This is a genomic window from Actinomyces culturomici (assembly GCF_900499005.1).
GTDB lineage: Bacteria > Actinomycetota > Actinomycetes > Actinomycetales > Actinomycetaceae > Pauljensenia > Pauljensenia culturomici.
This window is the reverse complement of the sequence record NZ_LS991316.1, coordinates 1,301,130-1,322,972: the sequence shown is the minus strand read 5'-3', so window position 1 is coordinate 1,322,972 and position 21,843 is coordinate 1,301,130. Positions and strand designations below refer to the sequence as shown.

The 21,843-nt window shown below is 69.6% G+C and carries 16 protein-coding genes and 3 tRNA genes; 11 read left to right on the top strand and 8 right to left on the bottom strand.

Translation table 11 applies throughout. From position 1 onward, the window contains the following. Positions 1-268: 268 nt before the first annotated feature. A complete protein-coding gene (locus tag DY157_RS05855; protein WP_115727642.1) occupies positions 269-970 on the bottom strand; it encodes a type 1 glutamine amidotransferase in 702 nt (233 codons plus the stop codon). A 14-nt stretch (positions 971-984) separates the two neighbouring features. Then, the gene (locus tag DY157_RS05850) at positions 985-2,178 is read right to left on the bottom strand and encodes a cobalamin-independent methionine synthase II family protein (protein ID WP_115727641.1); all 1,194 of its coding nucleotides are present in this window, start codon (positions 2,176-2,178) and stop codon (positions 985-987) included. Between the two features lie 274 nt (positions 2,179-2,452). On the opposite strand from DY157_RS05850, the gene ilvD reads away from it, so the two are divergent. The 3 genes from ilvD to DY157_RS05835 all read left to right on the top strand — a co-directional run bounded on the left by ilvD (position 2,453) and on the right by DY157_RS05835 (position 7,124). Further along, positions 2,453-4,324 carry a dihydroxy-acid dehydratase gene (gene ilvD / locus DY157_RS05845; RefSeq protein ID WP_115727640.1) on the top strand — a complete coding sequence of 624 codons (1,872 nt, stop codon included), beginning with the start codon at positions 2,453-2,455 and terminating at the stop codon, positions 4,322-4,324. A gap of 23 nt (positions 4,325-4,347) precedes the next feature. After that, positions 4,348-5,964: a citramalate synthase gene (gene cimA, locus DY157_RS05840; protein ID WP_115727953.1), complete on the top strand. Its 1,617-nt coding sequence runs from the start codon at positions 4,348-4,350 to the stop codon at positions 5,962-5,964. Positions 5,965-6,074: 110 nt separating this feature from the next. Continuing rightward, positions 6,075-7,124, top strand: coding sequence for a lipoate--protein ligase family protein (locus tag DY157_RS05835; protein ID WP_115727639.1), 1,050 nt, complete (start codon positions 6,075-6,077; stop codon positions 7,122-7,124). 37 nt (positions 7,125-7,161) lie between these two features. Here DY157_RS05835 and DY157_RS05830 read toward each other — a convergent pair whose 3' ends face one another. Further along, positions 7,162-8,901 (bottom strand): SWIM zinc finger family protein, encoded by a 1,740-nt coding sequence (locus DY157_RS05830; RefSeq protein ID WP_115727638.1) that lies wholly within the window; start codon positions 8,899-8,901, stop codon positions 7,162-7,164. A gap of 10 nt (positions 8,902-8,911) precedes the next feature. Beyond that, on the bottom strand, positions 8,912-9,610 hold the full coding sequence (locus DY157_RS05825; RefSeq protein ID WP_115727637.1) for a YggS family pyridoxal phosphate enzyme: 699 nt from the start codon (positions 9,608-9,610) through the stop codon (positions 8,912-8,914). A gap of 174 nt (positions 9,611-9,784) precedes the next feature. Between DY157_RS05825 and DY157_RS05820 the strand changes: the two genes are divergently transcribed. Both DY157_RS05820 and ybaK read left to right on the top strand, forming a co-directional pair. Beyond that, positions 9,785-10,174 carry a YccF domain-containing protein gene (locus DY157_RS05820; protein ID WP_115727636.1) on the top strand — a complete coding sequence of 130 codons (390 nt, stop codon included), beginning with the start codon at positions 9,785-9,787 and terminating at the stop codon, positions 10,172-10,174. Next, complete coding sequence (gene ybaK / locus DY157_RS05815) at positions 10,174-10,683, top strand: Cys-tRNA(Pro) deacylase (RefSeq protein WP_115727635.1); 510 nt, start codon at positions 10,174-10,176, stop codon at positions 10,681-10,683. Before DY157_RS05820 ends, ybaK begins: the two co-directional genes overlap by 1 nt. Before the next feature lie 36 nt (positions 10,684-10,719). Here the strand turns inward: ybaK and DY157_RS05810 are convergent, their stop codons facing one another. The 3 genes from DY157_RS05810 to DY157_RS05800 all read right to left on the bottom strand — a co-directional run bounded on the left by DY157_RS05810 (position 10,720) and on the right by DY157_RS05800 (position 15,891). Then, complete coding sequence (locus tag DY157_RS05810; protein ID WP_160159464.1) at positions 10,720-12,006, bottom strand: CapA family protein; 1,287 nt, start codon at positions 12,004-12,006, stop codon at positions 10,720-10,722. Between the two features lie 170 nt (positions 12,007-12,176). Next, the gene (locus tag DY157_RS05805; RefSeq protein WP_160159463.1) at positions 12,177-13,220 is read right to left on the bottom strand and encodes a GIY-YIG nuclease family protein; all 1,044 of its coding nucleotides are present in this window, start codon (positions 13,218-13,220) and stop codon (positions 12,177-12,179) included. 7 nt (positions 13,221-13,227) lie between these two features. Continuing rightward, on the bottom strand, positions 13,228-15,891 hold the full coding sequence (locus tag DY157_RS05800) for a DEAD/DEAH box helicase (protein ID WP_115727632.1): 2,664 nt from the start codon (positions 15,889-15,891) through the stop codon (positions 13,228-13,230). Between the two features lie 129 nt (positions 15,892-16,020). On the opposite strand from DY157_RS05800, the gene DY157_RS05795 reads away from it, so the two are divergent. Further along, on the top strand, positions 16,021-17,502 hold the full coding sequence (locus DY157_RS05795) for an alanine/glycine:cation symporter family protein (protein WP_115727631.1): 1,482 nt from the start codon (positions 16,021-16,023) through the stop codon (positions 17,500-17,502). 116 nt (positions 17,503-17,618) lie between these two features. After that, positions 17,619-18,395 (top strand): fumarylacetoacetate hydrolase family protein, encoded by a 777-nt coding sequence (locus tag DY157_RS05790; RefSeq protein WP_115727630.1) that lies wholly within the window; start codon positions 17,619-17,621, stop codon positions 18,393-18,395. A 37-nt stretch (positions 18,396-18,432) separates the two neighbouring features. On the opposite strand, the gene DY157_RS05785 is transcribed toward DY157_RS05790, so the two are convergent. Continuing rightward, positions 18,433-19,620, bottom strand: a complete 1,188-nt coding sequence (locus tag DY157_RS05785) for a MalY/PatB family protein (protein ID WP_115727629.1) — start codon at positions 19,618-19,620, stop codon at positions 18,433-18,435. Positions 19,621-19,814: 194 nt separating this feature from the next. Between DY157_RS05785 and gltX the strand changes: the two genes are divergently transcribed. From gltX to DY157_RS05765, 4 genes are all read left to right on the top strand, one after another. Beyond that, on the top strand, positions 19,815-21,320 hold the full coding sequence (gene gltX / locus DY157_RS05780) for a glutamate--tRNA ligase (protein ID WP_115727628.1): 1,506 nt from the start codon (positions 19,815-19,817) through the stop codon (positions 21,318-21,320). Between the two features lie 220 nt (positions 21,321-21,540). Continuing rightward, positions 21,541-21,612 (top strand) — tRNA-Gln (locus DY157_RS05775). Between the two features lie 30 nt (positions 21,613-21,642). Continuing rightward, a tRNA-Glu gene (locus DY157_RS05770) sits at positions 21,643-21,715 on the top strand. A 46-nt stretch (positions 21,716-21,761) separates the two neighbouring features. Further along, positions 21,762-21,834: transfer RNA gene (locus DY157_RS05765), tRNA-Glu, on the top strand. The last annotated feature ends 9 nt before the right edge of the window (positions 21,835-21,843 follow it).

Below are 21,843 nucleotides of genomic sequence, written 5' to 3'. Positions count from 1 at the left end.
TTCGCAGTGTGCCTGAAACCGTCGCGGGCCCCAGCGTTTTCGGGCGCTTACGCCGGAATCGGGCACACTCCGCTCGTGGGGCGCCCGAAACCGGCCCGTGCCCTGGCGTTTTCGGGCGTTTACGTCGGAATCGGGCACACTCCGCTGACAACGCACCCGATTCCCTCGTCCGACCGAAGGGGAGATCCCCTCGACGCGCGAAGGTAATGCTTTCGACGGAGAAAGGTAATGCTCTCGGCGAGAGGGAGCGGGAGGCGAGAGGGCGGGGTCAGAGGGCGGGATTGCCGGTAGCGACCCAGCCGGCGAGGAGCTCGCACAGGGCGACGAGTTCGGGCTCGGCCGCGTCGTACCCGGCGAGGATCTCCTCGGTGTCGGTCCTCTCGTTCGTCGCCTGCCAGGCGGCGACGAGCTCCCGTTCGACCTCGGGGTGGAACTGGACGCCGAGCGCCGATCCGAGACGGATGACCTGCGGGTACTTGTCCGAGGTCGCCCACACCTCCGCTCCCTCGGGGATGCGCGTCACCGCGTCCCCGTGGTCCTCGAAGGCGACGCGGATCCCCGCGAGGGCGAGCCCGAGCGGGCTCACGCGCGCGGAGTCGTCCCAGAAGACGTCCGTGACGCCGTACTCCGGCCCGGCGGACGCGCCGACCTCGACCTCGCCGCCGGTCGCGACCGCGAGGAGCTGATGGCCGAGGCAGATCCCGAGGACGCGGACGTCGGCGCGGACCGCGCGGCGCAGGAGCTCCTTGGCGTCGGCGAGCCACGGGACGAGCTCGTCGGCGTAGGCGTTCGGGCGTCCACCGAGGACGACGATCCCGTCGGGGAGCGCCCCGCCCCGATCGTGCGCGTCGAGGAGGTCGGCGATCGCGCCGGGAGTCTCGTGCATCCTCAGGACGCGCGCGTCCGGGAGGAGCGTTGCGAGGCGGCCCGGGTGGACGTCGGGCTCGTTCTCGACGATGACGACGCTCATCGGCCTCCGGCCCGTCACTTCGAGGCGAGTCGCGCGCCCTCGGCGAGGGACGCGAGCTTCGCCCACGCGATCGACGGGTAGACGCGCCCGCCGAGGCCGCAGTCGGTCGAGGCGACGACGCGCTCGTCGCCGACGATGTCGGCGAATTGGCGGATCCTCTGGGCGACGAGTTCGGGGTGCTCGACGACGTTCGTCGAGTGGGAGACGACGCCGGGGATGAGGTACTTGCCGTCGGGAAGCGGCGTGTCCTTCCAGATCGTCCACTCGTGGGCGTGGCGGGCGTTCGCGGCCTCGAAGGTGAGGCCGTTCGCGTTGACGGCGAGGGCGAGGTCGACGATGTCCGTGAAGGGAATGTCGGTCGTGTGGGGGCCGTGCCACGAGCCCCAGCAGACGTGGAAGCGGACGAGCTCGGGGTCGATGCCGCGCAGCGCGTGGTTGAGCGCGTCGATGCGGACGCACTGGAAGGCCCGGTAGTCCTCGAGGCTCGGCTCGACGGCGAACTGGTCCCAGCCCTCCGCGATGTCCGGAGCATCGACCTGGACGGTGAGGCCGGCGTCCGTGATCCGCTTGTACTCCTCATGGAGTCCCTCGGCGAAAGCCCAGACGACCGCCTCGTCGTCCTCGTAGAAGGCGTTGGCGACGCGGGCCGCCGAGCCGGGCGAGATCGCGGCGACGAAGCCCTCGGACACGGGCTTGCCCGCGGCCTCGAGGCCCGCCTTCGTTCCGGCGATGTCGCGTTCGACGGCGTCGGCGCCGATGTAGGCGAGCTCGGAGACGATCGTCGGGAAGGCGACGGGATTCTTATTCGCGATGTGGATGCCGGACTCGGGGTCGGAGTAGGCGTCGGCGAAGCGATTCCAGTCGCGGCGCTCGGCGAACGAGGAGAAGGAGATCCGGCCGTCGCGTCCCGCCGGGGGCTTGACGTCGAAGCGCGAGATGTCCTCGATCGAGAGGCCCGAGAAGCGGGAGAAGGAGTAGGTCCACCATGCTCCGTAATCGACGTTGTCGATCATCGCGTGCCCGTACTCGCCGTCGTTGACGACGTCGATCCCGAGCTCGGCCTGGCGCGCGACGACGCCGTTCACCTCGTCCTGGAGGAGGGCAGTGAAGTCCTTCTCGGACAGGGTTCCAGCGCGGCGGGCGCGGTTCGCCTCGATGAGTTCGGTCGTGCGGGGCAGCGAGCCCACATGAGTCGTGCGGATGGTCATGGGGGTGGTCCTTCCGTGGTACCGGCGTGTTGCCCCGAGCCTACGTTTCATCGACGAGGCTGGGGCCGGGCGTCCACGAGGAGGGCGAATGCAACACGGTCGCCCGCGGACGGACGCCCGGAGGCGGAACGGGCGCCTCCGGGCGGGCGCCCAAGAGCGCGCGCCGCCCCGACCTCGTCGATCCGCGACCGCGGGGACCGTCCACCCTCCGGCCCCGGCGGCGAAGGAGGTCGCGGACTCCTAGGCTGGTGCCAACCGATTCCAGGAGGACGAAATGGCCAGGCAGCTCCGCTCCGCGACGTCGACGCAGGGACGCAACATGGCGGGCGCCCGATCGCTCTGGAGGGCGACGGGCATGGGGGACGACGACTTCGGGAAGCCGATCATCGCCGTCGTCAACTCCTTCACCGAATTCGTCCCCGGCCACGTCCACCTGCGCAACGTCGGAAAGCTCGTCGCCGACTCCATCGCAGCCACCGGCGGCGTCGCCAAGGAGTTCAACACGATCGCCGTCGACGACGGCATCGCGATGGGCCACACCGGCATGCTCTACTCGCTGCCCTCGCGCGAGGTCATCGCCGACTCCGTCGAGTACATGGTGAACGCCCACCGCGCCGACGCGATGGTGTGCATCTCGAACTGCGACAAGATCACGCCCGGCATGCTCATCGCCGCGATGCGCCTCAACATCCCCGTCGTCTTCGTCTCCGGCGGCCCGATGGAGGCCGGCAAGAACATCGACCCGTCCGCCATCATCGGCGACTCGGAGGACGGGCACGGCAACCTCATCACGGTGATGAACGCGACCGCGAACGACGCCGTCTCCGACGACGCGCTCCTCGCGATCGAGAAGGCCGCCTGCCCGACCTGCGGCTCCTGCTCGGGCATGTTCACCGCGAATTCGATGAACTGCCTCACCGAGGCCCTCGGGCTCTCCCTCCCCGGCAACGGCTCGACCCTCGCGACCCAGGTCGCCCGCCGCGGCCTCTTCGTCCGCGCCGGCGAGCTCGCCGTCGACCTCTGCCGCCGCTACTACGAGGAGGAGGACGACTCGGTCCTCCCGCGCAACGTCGCGAACGTCGACGCGTTCCGCAATGCGATGACCCTCGACATGGCGATGGGCGGCTCCTCGAACACCGTCCTCCACCTCCTCGCCATCGCGCACGAGGGCGGGATCGACTTCGACCTCGAGGACATCGCCGAGCTCGGCCGCACCGTCCCGTGCCTCTCGAAGGTCGCGCCGAACCACAACGACTACCACATGGAGGACGTCCACCGGGCCGGCGGCATCCCCCGCATCCTCGGTGAACTCGACCGGGCCGGGCTCCTCACCCGCACGGTCCACGCCGTCCACTCGCCCTCGCTCGACGAGTGGCTGGGGGAGTGGGACCCGAAGTCGCCGACCGTCTCCGAGGCTGCGCTCGAGCTCTGGCACGCGGCACCCGGCAACGTCCGGACGACCGAGGCCTTCTCCACCGCGAACAAGTGGGCCGACCTCGACCTCGACGCCGAGAACGGCTGCGTCCGCGACGTCGCCCACGCGTACACGGCGAACGGAGGGCTCACCGTCCTCTTCGGCAACCTCGCCCCCGAGGGCGCGATCATCAAGGCCGCGGGCATCGACCCCTCGCTCTTCCGCTTCGAGGGTCGCGCCCGCGTCATGGAGTCCCAGGAGGAGGCGATCGACCGGATCCTCGACAAGACGGTCGAGGCCGGCGACGTCGTCGTCATCCGCTACGAGGGCCCCGCGGGCGGCCCGGGCATGCAGGAGATGCTCTACCCGACCTCCTTCCTCAAGGGGCGCGGGCTCGGCAAGGTCTGCGCGCTCATCACCGACGGCCGCTTCTCCGGCGGCACCTCCGGCATCTCCGTCGGGCACATCTCGCCCGAGGCCGCCGACGGCGGGCTCATCGGACTCATCGAGGACGGCGACCGGATCATCATCGACGTCAACGAGGGCCTCATCGAGCTCGACGTCGCGCCCGAGGAGATCGAGCGCCGCCGCGCCGTCGAGGAGTCCCGCGAGCACCCGTGGACCCCGAAGAACCGCGATCGCGTCGTCTCGCCCGCCCTCCAGCTCTACGCGGCCACCGCGATGTCGGCGTCCAAGGGCGCCGCGCGCGACGTGTCGCGCGTCCTCCGCTGACGAACGCCGACGAAAGGCCCGTGATGTCCGACCACGTCGCCCTCTACGACACGACCCTGCGCGACGGCGCCCAGCAGGAGGGGATCTCCCTCTCGATCGCCGACAAGCTCGCGGCGCTGCCGATCCTCGACGACCTCGGCGTCGACTACATCGAGGGCGGCTGGCCGGGCGCGATCCCGAAGGACACTGCCTTCTTCGAGCGGGCGCGCGGCGTCAAGCTCCGTCACGCGCGCCTCGCGGCATTCGGGGCGACGACGAAGGCGGGCGTGCCCGCGGCCGAGGACCCGCAGGTCCGGGCGCTGCTCGCATCCGGCGCTCCGGTCGTCACGCTCGTCGCCAAGTCCGATCCGCGCCACGTCACGCGCGCGCTGCGGACGACCCTCGAGGAGAACCTCCGGATGGTGCGCGACACCGTCGAGTACCTGACGAACGAGGGCGTCGACGTCATGGTCGACCTCGAGCACTTCTTCGACGGCCTCGCCTTCGACCCCGGCTACGGGATCGCCGTCATGCTCGAGGCCGCCCGCGCCGGAGCCGTCGCCGTCATCCCCTGCGACACGAACGGCGGGAACCTCCCGACCCTCGTCGCCGAGGTGACGCGACGCGCGCGCGCCGCGCTCGACGAGGCCGGGTGCGTCGGGACCGTTTTCGGCATCCACACGCACAACGACACCGGCTGCGCGGTGGCGAACGCCATCGCCGCCGTCGAGGCGGGCGCCCGCCAGGTCCAGGGGACCGTCAACGGATACGGGGAGCGGACCGGCAACGCGAACCTCCTCACGTGCGCCGCGAACCTCCAGCTCAAGCTCGGGTACGACGTCATCCCCGAGGAGTCGATGGCCTCCCTCGACTCGGTCTCGCACCGAATGAGCGAGCTCGTCAACATTCCGCCCTTCGCGCGCGACCCCTACGTCGGCGCCTCCGCCTTCGCCCACAAGGCGGGTCTTCACGCTTCCGCGATCCGCGTCGATCCCGACCTCTACCAGCACATCGATCCGGGCGTCGTCGGCAACGGCATGCGGATGCTCGTGTCGGAGATGGCGGGCAAGTCGTCGATCGAGCTCAAGGCCGAGGAGCTCGGCATCGACCTCGACGGCGTCCCGAACGCCGCCGCGATGCTCGCCCAGAAGGTGAAGGAGCGCGAGGCCGAGGGCTACACCTACGACGCCGCCGACGCCTCCTTCGAACTCCTCGCCCTCGAGCAGCTCGGGCGGCTCCCGCGCTTCGTCCGCGTCGAGTCGTGGAAGGTGACGACCCAGGAGATCGCCGAGGTGAAGGGCGAGCCCTTCGCCGAGTCCGAGGCGACGGTGAAGATTCACACCGACCGCCGCCACATCCGCACCGCCGAGGGCAACGGCCCCGTCAACGCTCTCGACCGGGCGCTGCGCCACGTCATGACCCGCGACTACCCGGTGTGCGCGAACTTCGAGCTCACCGACTTCAAGGTCCGCATCCTCGACGAGGACCGCGCGGGCACCGACGCGACGATCCGCGTCCTCATCGAGACGACCGATGGCCGCCGCACCTGGTCGACCGTCGGCATCGGCACCGACGTCATCGAGGCCTCCTGGGAGGCGCTCTTCGATGCCTACTGGTGGGGGCTGCTCCACTCCGGGGCGACGTCGCTTCTTCAGGAGTGACTTCTCCAGCGACGGGGAGGATCGACGAGGGCGGGGCGGCGCATTCTCCGAGCGAGAAGCAAACGCCGGGTGATTGGAGTCGGACCCGCAGGTGAGGGACAATGAGCGCCATGCATGGTGAGTACAAGGTTCCCGGTGGAAAACTCGTCGTCGTCGACTGCGAGGTCGAAGGCGACTCCCTCGTCGACGTCACCCTCTCGGGCGACTTCTTCCTCGATCCGGACGACGCCCTCACACGGATGACCGCGGCGCTCGAGGGCGCGTCCGCGTCCGCGAGCGGCCAGGAGATCACCGCCCTCGTCGAGAAGGTCCTCCTTCCCTCTGACGTTCTCATGGGGATCACGCCGGCTGCGGTGGGCGTCGCCGTCCGCAGGGCCCTCGGCCACGCCCTGTCCTGGGACGACATCGACTTCGAGGTCATCCACGGGCCCGTCGTCGACCCGATGGTGAACGTCGCGATGGACGAGACCCTCGTCGAGGACGTCGCGGCGGGCCGCCGCAAGCCCTTCATGCGCCTGTGGGAGTGGAACGCCCCGCAGGTCGTCATCGGCTCCTTCCAGTCGTACCAGAACGAGATCCAGCCCGAGGGGCAGAAGAAGCACGGGATCATGGTGTCCCGCCGCGTCACCGGCGGCGGCGCGATGTTCATGGAGCCCGGCAACTGCGTCACCTACTCGCTCGTCATCCCCACGGCCCTCGTCGAGGGGATGAGCTTCGAGCAGTCCTACCCCTTCCTCGATCAGTGGGTGATGGAGGTCCTCGAGAAGGTCGGGATCAAGGCGAAGTACGTGCCGCTCAACGACATCGCCTCCGAGGCGGGCAAGATCGGCGGCGCCGCGCAAAAGCGCTGGTCGAACGGCTACATGGTCCACCACGTGACGATGGCCTACGACATCGACGCCGAGAAGATGAACGAGGTCCTCCGCATCGGCATGGAGAAGATCCGTGACAAGGGCACCCGCTCAGCGGTCAAGCGCGTCGATCCGATGCGCTCGCAGACGGGCCTTCCGCGCGAGACGATCCTCGAGGCCTTCTACGACCACTTCAAGGAGAAGTACCACGCGACTCCCGGCGAGATCACCGCCGAGGACATCGCGGTCGCCGAGGAGCGCTGCCGGACGAAGTTCGCCACCCCGGAGTGGACCTACCGGATCCCCTGACGGATCCTTCCCCTCTGACCGACGGCAAGCCCGCCGGTCAGAACCCGGCCCGGTCGAGCGCTTCGAGGAGCCTCGGCCGGTTCGCGTATTCGGAGCGGATGCGCAAGGCGAGCTCCTCGACCTGTACGAGCTGCGCGGGATCAAGGCGCTTCGCCTCCTTCATCATCGCCTTCAGGCGCTTGACGACCTCCGCCGCGCCCTCGCGTCCCGCCTTCTGCTTCGGCGACTCGAGCACCCAGGGGCGGAACAGGGCGACGGCCTCGGCGGCGTGCTCGGGACCGCTCGCCGCGACGAGGTCCCGCCACGTGTAGCCCGCGCCCCAGCGCGTCGCGTACTCCCACGCGCGCGCGACGTCGCCCTCGTGGAGGGCGAGGGCGATCGGCTTCTCGCCGGTCGTGCGAACGGCCTTCTCGGCGAGGTCGACGGCCCACGCGCGCGCCTGCTCGGCGACGCCGAGCTCCGCGCCGGCGCGGAGGACCCGGTCGAAGTCGGAGGGGTCGAGACGAAACGAGAAGACGAGCTTCGCGACCTCGAGCGCCTCCTCGCCGCGTCCGTCGTTCAGGTAGAGGTCGACCATCATGTCGGCGTTCATCGGGAGGACGAGGGGGTTGAAGGCGCGCCGCGCGATCTGGGCGTCCATCCTCGCGCGAGCGCGGTCGACCCAGCTCATCGCCTCGCGCTCGCGGTTCGCGGCCATGAGGCGCGAGACGATCGCGTCGTAGTCGATGTACTCGGTTTCCGAGAGGATCGCGACGGCGGCGTCGACGTCGCCGTTGAGATCGGCGAGCTCGAGGCGCAGCCCGCGGATCGTCGACGCGCGGTAGTCGTACCCCTCCGCCGGATGGGCGAGCGACTCCGCGTGCGCCTTTTCAACCGCCTTCCGATACGCGGCGAGCCCCTTCCCGTCGAGCGCCCCGGCGAGCTCGGCGAGGGGAGGATCCGGCCAGCCGGGGGACTCGAGGCGGAACTTCGCGAACCACTTGCCGAGGACCGCTCCGTGCGGACCCGAGTCGTGGAGCGCGCGGGCGTAGACCTCCCACGCGTACTGGCACGAGCTGCCGAAGGCGCCTGCGGAGTCGTCGACGTTCGAGAAGAGCATCTTCTGCATCCGCAGGAGGACCTTGCGCGCGAGCGGGAGGATCTCCTTCGCGTAGCCGCGCTCGCGAAGCGCGTCGATCTGCTCGATGAGGGCATCGGCCTCGCGGGCGAAGTCCATCGCCTCCCGCCAGTCGATGCCGCGCCGTGTGGAGAGGAGGGAGGAGCAGGCCTGGCCGAGCAGATCGAGGACGCCGCCGATGTCTCCGGCCGCGATCGACGCGGTGCGCATGAGGGCGGTCCTCGCCTCCTCGGAGTAGCCGGCCATGTCGAGGACGAGGCGTTCGAGGGAGGCGCGGTCGAGGGACTCGATATAGGAGCGGACCTGATCGGGCGTCGCGGAACCCACCTCCGTCGCTGCGCCGTCAGGAGACCCCGAGGGGGCGGATCCGTGCCCGTCGAGGACCTCGAGGGCCGCGAGCCCGACCGCGACGAGGTGCTTGCAGAAGAAGCCCGAGTCGAAGTGCGGGCACGTGCACCGGGCTTCGAACGCTCCCTCCTCCTCCCACAGGAGCTCTACGGCGTAGGGGTGCGTGCCCGTGACGATCGCGCTCGCGCTCGTGGCCCCGATGTCGAGTCCGACGACGCGGTCGACGTAGCGCTTGCCGCGCGCGAAGACGACGTCGCCGGCGGAGAGCCTGAGGGCCGTTTCGCTCAATCCTGGGTGGGGCGCGGTGCTCATCGGATTCCCCTCAGATTCGCGGGTTGCGGGGCCCGAAGACCGCCGTCCCGATGCGGACGAGAGTCGCGCCCTCGTCGATCGCCCACTCGAGGTCGTTCGACATTCCCATCGACAGCGCGAGGCCGCCGATCCCGGTCGCGACCTCCGCGTCGTCGCGGATGCGCCGCAGGAGCGCGTAGGCGGCGCGGACGTCCTTTTCGATGGGGGAGTTGAGGCCGACCGTCATGAAGCCCTCGAGATCGAGGTTCCGGGAGCCGACGACCGCGTCGACGAGTGCGACGACCTCCGTCGGCGCGCACCCGTGCTTCGAGGATTCGCCCGAGACGTTGACTTCGACGAGGACGGGGAGGCGCCGGTCGAGTCGGGCGTCGATCTTCGCGACGAGGCCGGGGGAGTCGATCGACTCGATGGCGTCGACGCAGGCGAGGGCGTGATTGATCTTGTTCGACTGGAGCGGGCCGATGAGGCGGATCGAGGCGCCCTCGACCTCGCGGATCGCGGCGGCCGTGTTGCGCGCCTCCTGGACGCGGTTGTGCCCGAGGAAGATCGGGCGACCGAGGTCCTTGAGGCACTGCGCGGTCTCGCGGCACTCGTCGGGGGTCCGGGTCTTCACGGCGAGCTCGAGGTCCACCTCGCCCGGCCGTCCCGCGGCGTCGGCGGCCGACTCGATCCTCGCGAGCGCCCGCTCGATCCCTTCACGAATGGTCATGGTGCGATCCTACGGCCCCGGCGTCGACCAGGGGCGGGGCGGGCCGAGAGCGGCCCGCGGGATCGGGGTCGAATCAGGGGCGGATCGGGGGACGCCGATGAGCGCCACGAGCGCGGGCGGGGGATAATAGAGGGTTCCGGCGACCGCCGGCATCGCCTCTTCAAGGAGAACGCATTGCGCACCCTGCTCAACATCATCTGGTTCCTCTTCGGGGGGTTCTGGCTGTGGCTGGCGTACATCTTCTTCGGCGTCCTCGCCTGCCTCTTCGTCGTGACGATCCCGGCGGGCGTCGCGTGCTTCCGGATCGCCCAGTACGTCGTCTGGCCCTTCGGCAAGCGCGTCGTCGAACTGCCGAGCGCAGGCGCGGGCTCGGCCCTCATGAACGTCGTGTGGTTCTTCGTCGCCGGCCTCTGGCTCGCGATCGGGCATGTCGCGACGGCCCTTGCGCAGTCCCTGACGATCGTCGGCATCCCTGTCGCGATCGCGAACATCATGATGATCCCCGTGACGTGCTTCCCCTTCGGGAAGGCCGTCGTCACCGACCCGACCGCCTCGATCCTCTGATGTCGAAGAAGAAGCACGAGGAGCACGGCTCGGGGTCGACACGCGCCATCGAGGCTCTCACCGCCGCGGGCGTCGACTTCGAGGTCCTCGAGTACGAGCACTCGGCCCGCGCCCGCGCCTTCGGCGAGGAGACCGTCGAGAAGCTCGGCGTCGATCCCGCCGCGACTTTCAAGACGCTCATGGTGCGCACGACGCCCGAGGAGTACGTGTTCGGGATCATCCCCGTCCTCGCCCACCTCTCGATGAAGCTCATCGCGAAGGCCGCGGGCGCGAAGTCCGCCGAGATGGCCGACCCGAAGGTCGCCGAGCGGCGGACGGGCTACGTCGTCGGAGGGATCTCCCCGCTCGGGCAGACGACTCCGCATCGGCTCTTCATCGACGAGTCGTGCCTCGACCATGAGGAACTCATCGTCTCGGGCGGCAGGCGGGGCCTGTCGGTGAGGCTCTCGCCCCTCGATTTCCTCGAGGTCTCGGGCGCCGAGGTCGCGCCGCTCACCGCTCAGGAGTAGACGCGCGCTCGGTGGCGACGCCGCGCTCGCGGTCGATCAGCCCTCTTCGAGGCCTGTGGCGGGCGGCGCGCCCAGACCCGGATCCTCGCTCATCGCCGGCGCCTCGGGCACTCCGAGGGAGAAGACGACGTCGTGCGTGACGGCGCGGGCCGTCTCGAGGTCGGCGGCGACCCCCTCGCCTGCGCCGAGAGCCGAGGTCACGTGCCGAAGAAGCGGCGTCTGACCCGCCCAGTACGAATCCATGAGCGTCGGAATGTACTGCGCGCGGGCGACCGCGAACCCGCCGCCCGGCTGTTCGACGAAGGTGAAGCGCGCCGTCACGCCCTCATGAGAGCGCCGGTAGTCGACCGGGGGAGTGGCGATCATGTTCCCGAGCCCGTAGACGACCCACTTCCCGTTGACGATCGCCCAGGGCTGGACGACGTGCACGTGGTGGCCGTAGACGAGGTCAATGGCGTCCGATGCGGTGAGCGCCTCGGAGAGCTCGATCTGCTGGGCGTTCGGCTCGGCGACGTACTCCTCGCCGGCGTGGACGGCAGCGAGGACGATGTCGGCTCCGGCGGCCTTCGCCGCCTCGGCCCGGGCGATCATGTCGGCGGCGTCGAGCATCGCGACCGACCATTCGCGCCCCTCCGGAAGGGGGATCCCGTTCGTCGAGTACGTGCCGGAGACGACCGCGATCCTCACGCCCTCGGCGGTCGTGGAGATCGTGGGCGTCGCGCGCTCCTCGGGGCTGCGGAAGGTACCGGTGTGGAGGACGCCGACCTTGTCGAATTCCCGCAGCGTCGTCTCGATCCCGGCGAATCCGCGGTCGATCGAATGATTCGACGAGGTCGTGCACAGGTCCCATCCGGTCTCCGCGATTGCCGGGGCGACCTCTTGCGGCGCGCCGAAGACGGGGTAGCCCGAGGGGGTCTGGTCGTCGGGGGAGAGAGGGACCTCCTCGTGACAGATCGCGAGGTCGGCGCCCTCGATGACGGGGCGCATCCCGGCGAACAGTTCGGAGAAGTCGTAGGGGAGGCGACCGGTCCGGGCTCCGACCGCCGCCGCGGTCTCCCACAGCCCCGAGTGCCAGAGGAGATCGCCGCTCATCACCACCGTCGCCGTGCGCGAGGGCGCGGGTTCGGGTTCAGGCTCGGACGTCGCGGACTGGGGGACGAGGGCGGGGCCGGGCTCGGAGGCGTCGGATCGGCCCTCGGATGCGGAGGGAGCCCCGTCCGGTGCGAGGGACGGGGTGCAGGCCACCATGAGGGCGCCCGTCGCGAGGACGAGCGGGAGGCAGCGCGCGAGACGGCCTCGGAGATTCCGTGCGTGCCGGGTCACAGGCCCATGGTATCGGGGCTCTCCCATTCCGCGATACGTCCCGCCGGTCGGCCCGGTTTCGAACGCGGATTCTGCAAATCCTCCCCTAGAACATCTGCAATTCCTCCCCTAGGAGGTCTGCAATTCCTCCCCTAGGAGCTAGTCGTCGCAGGTGAAGAGGACTTTCTGGGTCATTCGACAGTGTCATCGTGCGCGATGAGGATCTCCTCGTAGGCGCGTCGGGCGAGTTCGGGGGAATGCCATCGCTTGAACATCGATGACGGTCCCTTGCGCATGAGCGCGAGGCTCGTTCGTCGCACCGCCGACTGCATGAACGCAATGTCCATGAGCTCAGGCAGAAGGCCGACGGGCACGGTGATCTGATCCATCCACGTCATGGGGTACTCGACTCGGTCAGCCGCGGCGATCCATCCGAAGACCTCGTCGGGAAGGGCGGGGTTCCACTCGCCCTCGTCGGTGATGAACGTTCCCGGGAGAAGATTGAGACGAGAGCACGGCGTCCTCGTCCACACGGGCCCTTGTCCCAGCTCCTCCTCCCATCGCGGAATGTAGAGAAGCTCGAGGGATCCCGCGTTGAGTGTGGCAAAACGACCGCCCGAGGTGCTCGGAAAGTCGCTGATCGTCCAGTACTCCCCCTCGAGCTCGACGATCTGGGGAATGGCGTCGAGGATGGCAGCGAGATCCGCGACTACGAGATCGGCCACGGTCCAGCGCTCGTCCCCTTCATTGAACGCCCATGACGCTCGCCCTCGTCGTTCGGTGAAGAGCCGCGGCTCGGGGCCGCTGGGCCTGCGCGCCGCGGAGGCGATGGCGGCGAGATCCCGAACGCCGCCCCCCGTCGACCAGTGCTCCTGTTGGACGGGCGGAATCCAGTGGTCGAGCGCACTCGATCCGGCGAAGTCGAAGTTCCACGTCTTGTTACGCAGTCGGTGACCGAGCGCGCGCTGCTGGGCGATCGTCTCCCGTTCAGCGCCGGTGAGGTCGCCCTCGTCGATCCGCCGGAACTCGACGCCGACGATGTCGGTCCACGGTGCGTGATGCCGACCCCCGTGGCGATGCGTCGCGAAGCGATGGGTGAAGTCAACGGTCTGACCGACATAGCGCTCACCGTTCGCGAAGACGAGGACATAGATTCCGCGCGCGCCCGAGCGGAAGATCGGCGCGACGCTCTCGAGCTCGCGGACGTCGTACGAGATCGGGGTGCTCTCGCCCATCGTGCGATCACCGCGGCCCGACGGCGAGGATCCGCAGATCGACGCTCCCGCGCCGATCGGACTCGGCGAGGTCGACGAGCGCGGTGATCCGCCAATCGCCGTCGCCATTCGGGTCGAGGAGCGTCTGCGTCGCGAGCCAATAGCGGCCCGACGCAGCATCGACGTCCGCGCCGGCGGCGTCGAGATCCGCCTGGGAGGGCGACTCGTCGAGAGCGCAGAGGGAGGCGGAGCGCGCCGCCTGATCGATGCCGATCCAGTCGTACTCGGCCCAGTAGCGGCCGAGGGCCTCGTCCCACTTCGACTCGTCCCAGCCGGAGGCCCCGTCCTCGCGCCCGAGCGCCGCGACGGCGTCGCGGCTCATGAGCTCGACGCGGTGAAAGAGCGCGGTCCGCACCGCGGTGCGCAGGGCGTGCAGGTTCGCCGTGAAGGAGACGGTCCCGTCCTCGTCGGCGCCGTAGGCGAGCTCGGAGCCGACGGTCTGCGCGTCGGCGGACATCTCGCGGCCCTCGGCGAGCGCCTCCCACTCGTCGAGGAGGGACGAGTCGACCGCGCGGATGAGCGCACCGAGCCACTCGATGATCGACTCGACCTCCGGGGTCATCGCCGAATCGGGGATCACCTGGCGCATCGCCCGGTAGGCGTCGGTGAGGTAGCGGAGGACGACGCCCTCGGAGCGCCCGATGTCGTAGCGGGAGACGAGCTCCGTGAAGGTCATCGCGTTCTCGACCATCTCCCTGACGACCGACTTCGGGGAGATCTCGAGGTCGCCGACCCAGGGATTCGCCTTCACGTAGGTCGTGAACGCCGACTCGAGGAGCTCGGCGAGCGGCCTCGGCCATGTCACCTCCTCGAGCGCCTCAATCCGCTCCTCGTACTCCATTCCCTCGGCCTTCATCGCGGCGACGGCCTCGCCCTTCGCGGCGGAGCGCTGGGCGAAGAGGAGCGGACGGGGATCCTCGAGGACCGACTCGACGACGGAGACGACGTCGAGAGCGAAGGACGGGGAGTCCGGATCGAGGAGGTCCATCGCCGCGAGCGCGAAGGGGGAGAGCGGCTGATTGAGGGCGAACTCGTCGGGCAGGTCCGTCGCCGCGCGCAGACGCGGGCGCCCGTCGGCCGCGGCCGTCGCCGATGAGGCGTGCTCGACGACGCCGGCGATGCGCATCGACGTGTAGATCTCGCCGAGGCGGCGCAGATGCGGATTCGCCTCCTGCGGGAGGTCGTCGTTGGTGCGCGCGAGGAGAAGAAGGTGCTCGCCGGGGTCGCGGCCAGCTGCCTCGGCGCCCGCAAGGACGTTGAGGACCATCGAGTGCGTGAGGGCGAAACGGGAGCGGAGTTGCTCGGGGGATTCGCCCGCGAGACGCTCGAAGGTCCCCTTCGTCCACGAGATCGTTCCCTCGGCCGGGCCCTTCCGCTTTTTCGCCTGCTTCTTCTTCGCCCGCTTGAGTTCGCGGGCGTCCCGGGCGGCCTCCTCGGCGGCGGTGAGCCGCGCGCGCTCGCGGGCCGCCTCGACCTCGTGCTCGGGCGCGAGGACGCGGACGAACCCGACCGTGTCGAAGCCCGCGCGCCCCGCGCGACCAGCGATCTGGTGGAACTCGCGCGCCGAGAGGTGACGCATGCGCTCCCCGTCGAACTTCACGAGCGACGTGAGGAGGACCGTGCGGATCGGGACGTTGATGCCGACGCCGAGCGTGTCGGTTCCGCAGACGATGGGGAGGAGCCCCTGCTGGGTGAGGCGCTCGACGAGCCTGCGGTAGCGGGGGAGCATCCCCGCGTGATGAACGCCGATCCCCTGGGCGAGCAGCCCCTTGAGGGTCTGACCGAAGCCGCGGCCGAAGGAGACCGTCGAGAGCTCCGCCGCGATCCTCTTGCGCTTCTCGTCGTCGACGAGCTTCGACTTGTCGAAGGACCGGGCGGTCGTCACCGCGTCCTTCTGAGCGAAGTGGACGATGTACACGGGCCAACGGCCCTCGGCGAGGAGGCGCTCGACCGTGTCCTCGAGGCGGTCGACGACGTACTCGAACTCGAGGGGGACCGGGCGCTCCGCGTCGTCGACGAGGGCGACCTCGCGTCCGGTCCGCTCCTTCCAGGCCCTCTCGAAGCGGGACGTGTCGCCGAGCGTCGCGGACATCGCGACGAATTGGGGCGTCGTCAGCTCGAGGAGCGGCACCTGCCAGGCCCAGCCCCGCTGAGGGTCGCCGTAGAAGTGGAACTCATCCATGACGACCATGTCGGCGTCGAGGCGCGGCCCGTCGCGCAGCGCCTGGTTCGCGAGGATCTCAGCCGTGCAGCAGATGATCGGCGCCTTCGCGTTGAGGGAGACGTCGCCGGTGATCATCCCGACGTTCTGAGCCCCGAAGAGGGCGACGAGGTCGAAGAACTTCTCCGAGACGAGCGCCTTGAGGGGCGCCGTGTAGTAGCTGCGGCCCCCGTGCGCCATCGACACGAAGTGCGCGGCGAGGGCGATCATCGACTTGCCCGATCCGGTCGGCGTCGCCGCGATGACGTGCGACCCCGAGAGGATCGCGAGGAGCGACTCCTCCTGATGCGGGTAGAGCGGGCGCCCCGTCGACTCCGCCCACGAGGCGAAGGCCGTGTAGAGGGCGTCGGCGTCGTCGAGGAGTCCGTCGTCCTCGAGGTCGTCGAGGAGCGCGTTGAGGGAAGCCGTCATGCGCCCATTATCGCGGAAGCGCGAGCGCCCACCTGCTGGATCGATGCGCGGCCCCGCCCTCGTCGGTGGCATCCTTCTCGGGTCCCATCAGGAAACCCACCTCGCCGGTGGAAGAGAAAGGAGTGCGACGTGGACGATCTTGCGAACGGAATTCTGGCGGTCGCGGACTGGCTCACCTTGCACGTGACGGTCTGGGTCCTCGTCGGCACCGGGCTCTTCCTCACGATCGCCTCGCGCGGACTGCAGTTCCGCCACCTCGGCACGATGCTCCGCACGGTCACCGGATCGCGGCAGGGCGCGAAGGGCGGCATCTCGTCCTTCCAGGCCTTCACGATCTCGCTCGCCGCGCGCGTCGGCGTCGGCAACGTCTTCGGCGTCGCCGCCGCCCTCCTCATGGGCGGCCCCGGCGCGATCTTCTGGATGTGGATCGTCGCCCTCGTCGGCATGGCGACGGCGTTCTTCGAGGCGACCCTCGCTCAGGTCTTCAAGGTCCGCGCCGCCGACGGCACGTTCCGCGGGGGCCCCGCCTACTACATCAAGCTCGGCATGAAGAACAAGGTCCTCGCCTCGATCTTCGCGATCATCACGGTCGTCACCTGCGCGTTCGTCATCACCTCGGTCCAGTCGAACGCGATCGCCGGCACCCTCCTCTCCGCCCTCGGGACGACGGGCGCGGCCCCCGTGTTCTGGGGCCTCACCGAGGCGCAGCTGTCGATCGCCGCGCTCCTCTTCGTCTTCTCCGCGATGGTGATCTTCGGCGGCATCCGCACCGTCGCCCGCGTCACCGAGTGGATGGCCCCGATCATGGCGACGATCTACGTCATCATGGTCGCGATCATCGTCGTCATGAACATCGGGCAGTTCCTCCCGGTCCTCGGCCAGATCGTCGCGGGCGCCTTCGCCCCCGCCCCGATCGCGGGAGGCCTCGGCGGCGGCGTCCTCGCCGCGATCATCAACGGCACGAAGCGCGGCCTCTTCTCCAACGAGGCCGGCCAGGGCACCGCCCCGAACGCCGCCGCGACCGCGACCGTCGCGCACCCGGTGAGCCAGGGCCTCATCCAGTCGCTCGGCGTCTTCATCGACACGATCATCGTCTGCACCGCGACCGCGTTCGTCATCCTCATCGCCGGCCCCGACGTCTGGGGCGCCGAGGGCGTCAACCCCGCGAACCTCACGACCCTCGCGGTCGCCAACGAGCTCGGGAACTGGACGATCATGCCGATGGCCGTCCTCATCTTCGTCCTCGCGTACTCGTCGATCATCGCCGCCTACGTCTACTCGGAGACGAACATGACCTTCGTCACCGACTCGAAGGTCGCGACTTGGGTCGTCCGCGTCATCTCCGTCGCCTCCGTCGTCATCGGTGCCCTCGCCTCCCTCGACCTCGTGTGGAACTCGGTCGACATCGCGATGGCGATCATGACGGTGACGAACCTCGTCGCGCTCCTCTGGCTCTCGAAGTGGGGCCTCGGCGCCCTGCGCGACTTCGAGAAGCAGCGCAAGGAGGGCGTCGGCGAGCCGGTCTTCATCGGCGAGGGCAACCCGCTCCTGCCCGGCGACGTCCCGACGGATTCGTGGTCGCGCGCGGCGGTTCTCTCCGAGACGCGCTGACGAGGTCGGGCGCTTCCGCTCGACGGGGGCGGAGGGGGCGAGTCCCCTCCGCCCCCGTGGCGTTCCGTCGCGGCCTTGCACCGCCCGCGGAGCCCCGAACGACTAGGCTCACCGCCATGAGAATCGTGCGCTTCTCCTATGGAGACTCCCCCCGCTACGGCGCCCTCGAGGAGGGCTCGACCCGCATCGTCGTCCTCAAGGGCGACCCCCTCTTCAACCCGGTCGAACCCGACGGCCGCATCGTCGAACTCGACGAGGTGCGCCTCCTCTCCCCGGTGATCCCGCGCTCCAAGGTCGTCGGCATCGGGAAGAACTACGCCGAGCACGCCCGCGAGATGGGCGGCGAGGCTCCCGCCAAGCCGGTGATCTTCCTCAAGCCGAACACGTCCGTCATCGGCCCAGATGATCCGATCGTCCGCCCGAGCTGGTCGAACGAGGTCCACCACGAGGGCGAGCTCGCCGTCGTCATCAAGTCCCTCGCGAAGAACGTCCCCGTCGACGAGGTCGATCGGGTGATCCTCGGATACACGGTGGCGAACGACGTCACCGCCCGCGACTGCCAGCGGACGGATGGGCAGTGGACCCGGGCGAAGGGCTTCGACTCGTCGTGCCCGCTCGGCCCGTGGATCACCGTCGACCCCGCCCTCGACGTCGAGAACCTCCGGGTGACGACCCGCGTCGACGGCGAGATCCGCCAGGACGACACGACCGCGCACATGATCACGCCGGTCCGCGAGCTCATCGCCTACGTGTCGACCGTCTTCACGCTGCTCCCCGGCGACGTCGTCATCACCGGCACGCCCGCCGGCGTCGGCCCGATCGAGGCGGGCCAGCGCGTCGAAGTGACGATCGAGGGCATCGGAACGCTCTCGAACCCGGTCGTCGACGCCTGACGGATCCCCTCGAGACCACCCGTCGCGGGCGCCTCGCTCAGCCGAGCGAGGCGCCCGCGATGAGGTTGAGCGAGCGCTCGATGATCTCGGCGACGACCTCGTGCGAGGTCGCGAGGTTGATCCGCGCCCACTGCGACCAGTCCCGCCCGAGCGTCTTGCCGTCGTTCGCCGCGATCCCCGCGAACTCGCGGAGCGCCCGTGCGGGCGATTCGCCGAGCCCGAGGCCCTCGAACCCCCACCACGCGAGGTAGGTGCCCTCCGGCCTCGTGAACTCGATCGGGGAATTCGCGATCGCGACCTCGACGGCCTCGACGTTCGCGGAGATGTACTCGCGGACCTCGTCCTGCCACGGATCGTGCGAGGTGTAGGCGGCGATCGCGCCGACCGTGCCGATCGTCGAGGCGCCGTGGGCGAGTTCCTCGCCGAAGACATCCCAGCGCTCGCGCAGCGCCTCGTCGGGGAGGATCACCTGCGCGGACGGGAGGCCCGCGATGTTCCAGCCCTTCGACGCGGCCGTCGCCGTCACCGTCCGGGCGGCCGCCCGCGCGCCCAGGCGCGCGTAGGAGATGAGCGGCGTCGATTCGTCGAGGACGAGGGGGGAGTGGATCTCGTCGGAGAAGACGAGGGCGTCGAAGTCGGCGACGACCGCGTCGAGGGCGCGGAGCTCCTCCTCGGAGAGGACTCGGCCCACGGGGTTCCACGGGTTGCAGAGGATGACGAGGCCGGCGCCGGCCTCGAGGCCCGTCCGGATCGCCTCGAGATCGAGCGCCCAGCCGCGCCCGGCGGCAGCGTCCCCGCGCAGGGCCGGAACCTCGATGACCGGGTGATCGAGAGCGCCCGGGATCGTGAGGAAGGGCATGTACGCCGGCGTCGGGACGATGACCGGAGCGCCGGGCCGCACGAGGTGCCGGATCGTCGCCTCGAGCGCGGGCAGCACCGCGGAGGAGAGGCGAACGGACTCGGCCGGGATCTCCCAGCCGAAGCGCTCGGCCTGGAAGACGCTCGTCGCCTCGGCGATCCTCGATGCGAGCCAGCGCGGCTGGTAGCCCAGCAGGCCGTCGTCGATCGCCGTCTTCATCGCGTCCGCCACGATCGGGGACGTCCCGAAGTCCATCTCCGCGACCCATGCGCCGATCGTCGGCGCCCCGTTCCTCCGGGTGATTCCGGTCCACTTGAGGGAGCCGATCCTGCGCAGCTCCTCGGGGCTGAAAGTCCGAATGGTCACGGGGCGATCCTTCCGAGTCGACGATGAAACCCCGCCAGGCTACCGCGCCCCCGTCGCGCCCTCGTCGAGCGTCGTCGCTCGGGAACGCGTCACGGGCCCGGGGGAGGGGCGGCCCGAGGTGTGGGGAAGGGCTCGGGAACGCCCGGGATCCGGGCCCAAGGGCGGGGTGGCGGGCGAGTAGAATCGGCGTCACCATGAGTGAAACGACTGCCTCCGGCGCCGATGTGCGCGTTCGATTCTGCCCGTCCCCGACCGGTACCCCCCACGTGGGCATGGTCCGCACCTGCCTGTTCAACTGGGCGTACGCGCGGCACACCGGCGGCACCTTCGTCTTCCGCATCGAGGACACCGACGCGGCCCGTGACTCCCAGGAGTCCTTCGACCAGATCCTCGACTCCCTCGCGTGGCTCGGCCTCGACTGGGACGAGGGCGTGAACAAGGGCGGCCCGCACGGCCCCTACCGTCAGTCCGAGCGCATGGACGTCTACCGGGACGTCGCCGCGAAGCTCCTCGAGGCCGGCTACGCCTACGAGTCCTACTCGACGCCCGAGGAGATCGAGGAGCGCCACCGCGCCAAGGGCGAGGACCCGAAGCTCGGCTACGACGGCTTCGACCGCGACCTCAGCGACGAGCAGATCGCCGCGTACAAGGCCGAGGGGCGCGAGCCCGTCCTCCGCATCCGCATGCCCGATGAGGACATCACCTTCACCGACCTCATCCGGGGCGAGATCACCTTCAAGGCGGGCTCGGTGCCGGACTACGTCATCGTCCGTGCGAACGGCCACCCGCTCTACACGCTCGTCAACCCCATCGACGACGCCCTCATGGAGATCACGCACGTCCTGCGCGGCGAGGACCTCCTCTCCTCGACCCCGCGCCAGATCGTCCTCTACCGGGCGCTCGAGGCGATCGGCGTCGCCAAGTTCATGCCCCGCTTCGGCCACCTCCCCTACGTCATGGGGGAGGGGAACAAGAAGCTCTCGAAGCGCGACCCCGAGTCGAACCTCCTCCTCCACAAGGAGGCCGGCATGATCCCCGAGGGCCTCAACAACTACCTCGCCCTCCTCGGCTGGTCGATCGCGCCCGACCGCGACATCTTCACGATGGACGAGCTCGCCTCCGCCTTCGACATCGAGCAGGTGAACCCGAACCCCGCGCGCTTCGACTACAAGAAGTGCGTCGCGATCAACGCCGAGCACATCCGGCGCCTCGATCCGGCCGACTTCCGCGGACGCCTCGTCCCCTTCCTCTCTCGCGAGGGCCTCGTTGCGGCCCCCGCGTACGAGGAGCTCTCCGACGCGGAACGCGAGATCCTCGACGCCGCGGCCCCCCTCGCGCAGACGCGCGTCCAGCTCCTCGGGGAGGTCGGCCCGCTCATGCGGTTCCTCTTCGTGGGGGCCGAGGACGTCGCCTACGACGAGAAGGCGTTCTCCAAGCTCAAGGATTCGGCCCCCGAGGTCCTGCGGGCCGCCCGCGAGACGCTCGCGGCGCTTCCGGAGTTCACCGCCGAGGCGATCAAGCCGGCGCTCGACGTGGCGCTCGTCGAAGGGCTCGGCGTCAAGCCGCGCTTCGCCTTCGGCCCGTTGTTCGTCGCGATGACGGGATCGAACGTCTCGCTCCCGGTCGTCGACTCGATGGCGATCCTCGGGCGCGACGAGGTTCTCGCGCGCATCGACAGGCTGACGGCGGCGCTCGCCTGAGCGATCGTCCTCGTCCTGCGGGGCGCGGCCCTCGGGTCGCGCCCCGCAGTGCGTTCGGGCGGGGCGGGGGAGTCCTCGAGGGAGCCGCCGCGCCTGCGGAAGGGCCCTGATCTGCGGACGTGAGCGGGAGCACGCCCCGCGGATTTGGCAGAGCGCGGCCCGCTCCGCTACTCTTTCCATTCGTCGCCAGTGACTCGACGGGGTTGCCGGTGATACCCAATGGGGTATGGTGTAATTGGCAACACAGCTGATTCTGGTTCAGCCATTCTAGGTTCGAGTCCTGGTACCCCAGCGATCGCGAGCTTCGCTCGCATGCGATCAGGCCCCCATCGTCTAGCGGCCTAGGACGACGCCCTCTCACGGCGTTAACGCCGGTTCAAATCCGGCTGGGGGTACGATTCCGCTCCGGCGGAAGACAAACACTCCTTCGGGAGTCAGAAGGCCCCCATCGTCTAGCGGCCTAGGACGACGCCCTCTCACGGCGTTAACGCCGGTTCAAATCCGGCTGGGGGTACGAACGGAG

What these genes read in the sequence shown, in the direction of transcription:
- DY157_RS05835 (WP_115727639.1), top strand. Translation starts at nt 6,075, where the DNA reads ATGCATGGTGAGTACAAGGTTCCCGGTGGAAAACTCGTCGTCGTCGAC.
- DY157_RS05850 (WP_115727641.1), bottom strand. Translation starts at nt 2,178, where the DNA reads ATGACCATCCGCACGACTCATGTGGGCTCGCTGCCCCGCACGACCGAA.
- DY157_RS05855 (WP_115727642.1), bottom strand. Translation starts at nt 970, where the DNA reads ATGAGCGTCGTCATCGTCGAGAACGAGCCCGACGTCCACCCGGGCCGC.
- gltX (WP_115727628.1), top strand. Translation starts at nt 19,815, where the DNA reads ATGAGTGAAACGACTGCCTCCGGCGCCGATGTGCGCGTTCGATTCTGC.
- DY157_RS05825 (WP_115727637.1), bottom strand. Translation starts at nt 9,610, where the DNA reads ATGACCATTCGTGAAGGGATCGAGCGGGCGCTCGCGAGGATCGAGTCG.
- DY157_RS05805 (WP_160159463.1), bottom strand. Translation starts at nt 13,220, where the DNA reads ATGGGCGAGAGCACCCCGATCTCGTACGACGTCCGCGAGCTCGAGAGC.
- DY157_RS05830 (WP_115727638.1), bottom strand. Translation starts at nt 8,901, where the DNA reads ATGAGCACCGCGCCCCACCCAGGATTGAGCGAAACGGCCCTCAGGCTC.
- DY157_RS05800 (WP_115727632.1), bottom strand. Translation starts at nt 15,891, where the DNA reads ATGACGGCTTCCCTCAACGCGCTCCTCGACGACCTCGAGGACGACGGA.
- ybaK (WP_115727635.1), top strand. Translation starts at nt 10,174, where the DNA reads ATGTCGAAGAAGAAGCACGAGGAGCACGGCTCGGGGTCGACACGCGCC.
- ilvD (WP_115727640.1), top strand. Translation starts at nt 2,453, where the DNA reads ATGGCCAGGCAGCTCCGCTCCGCGACGTCGACGCAGGGACGCAACATG.
- DY157_RS05790 (WP_115727630.1), top strand. Translation starts at nt 17,619, where the DNA reads ATGAGAATCGTGCGCTTCTCCTATGGAGACTCCCCCCGCTACGGCGCC.
- cimA (WP_115727953.1), top strand. Translation starts at nt 4,348, where the DNA reads ATGTCCGACCACGTCGCCCTCTACGACACGACCCTGCGCGACGGCGCC.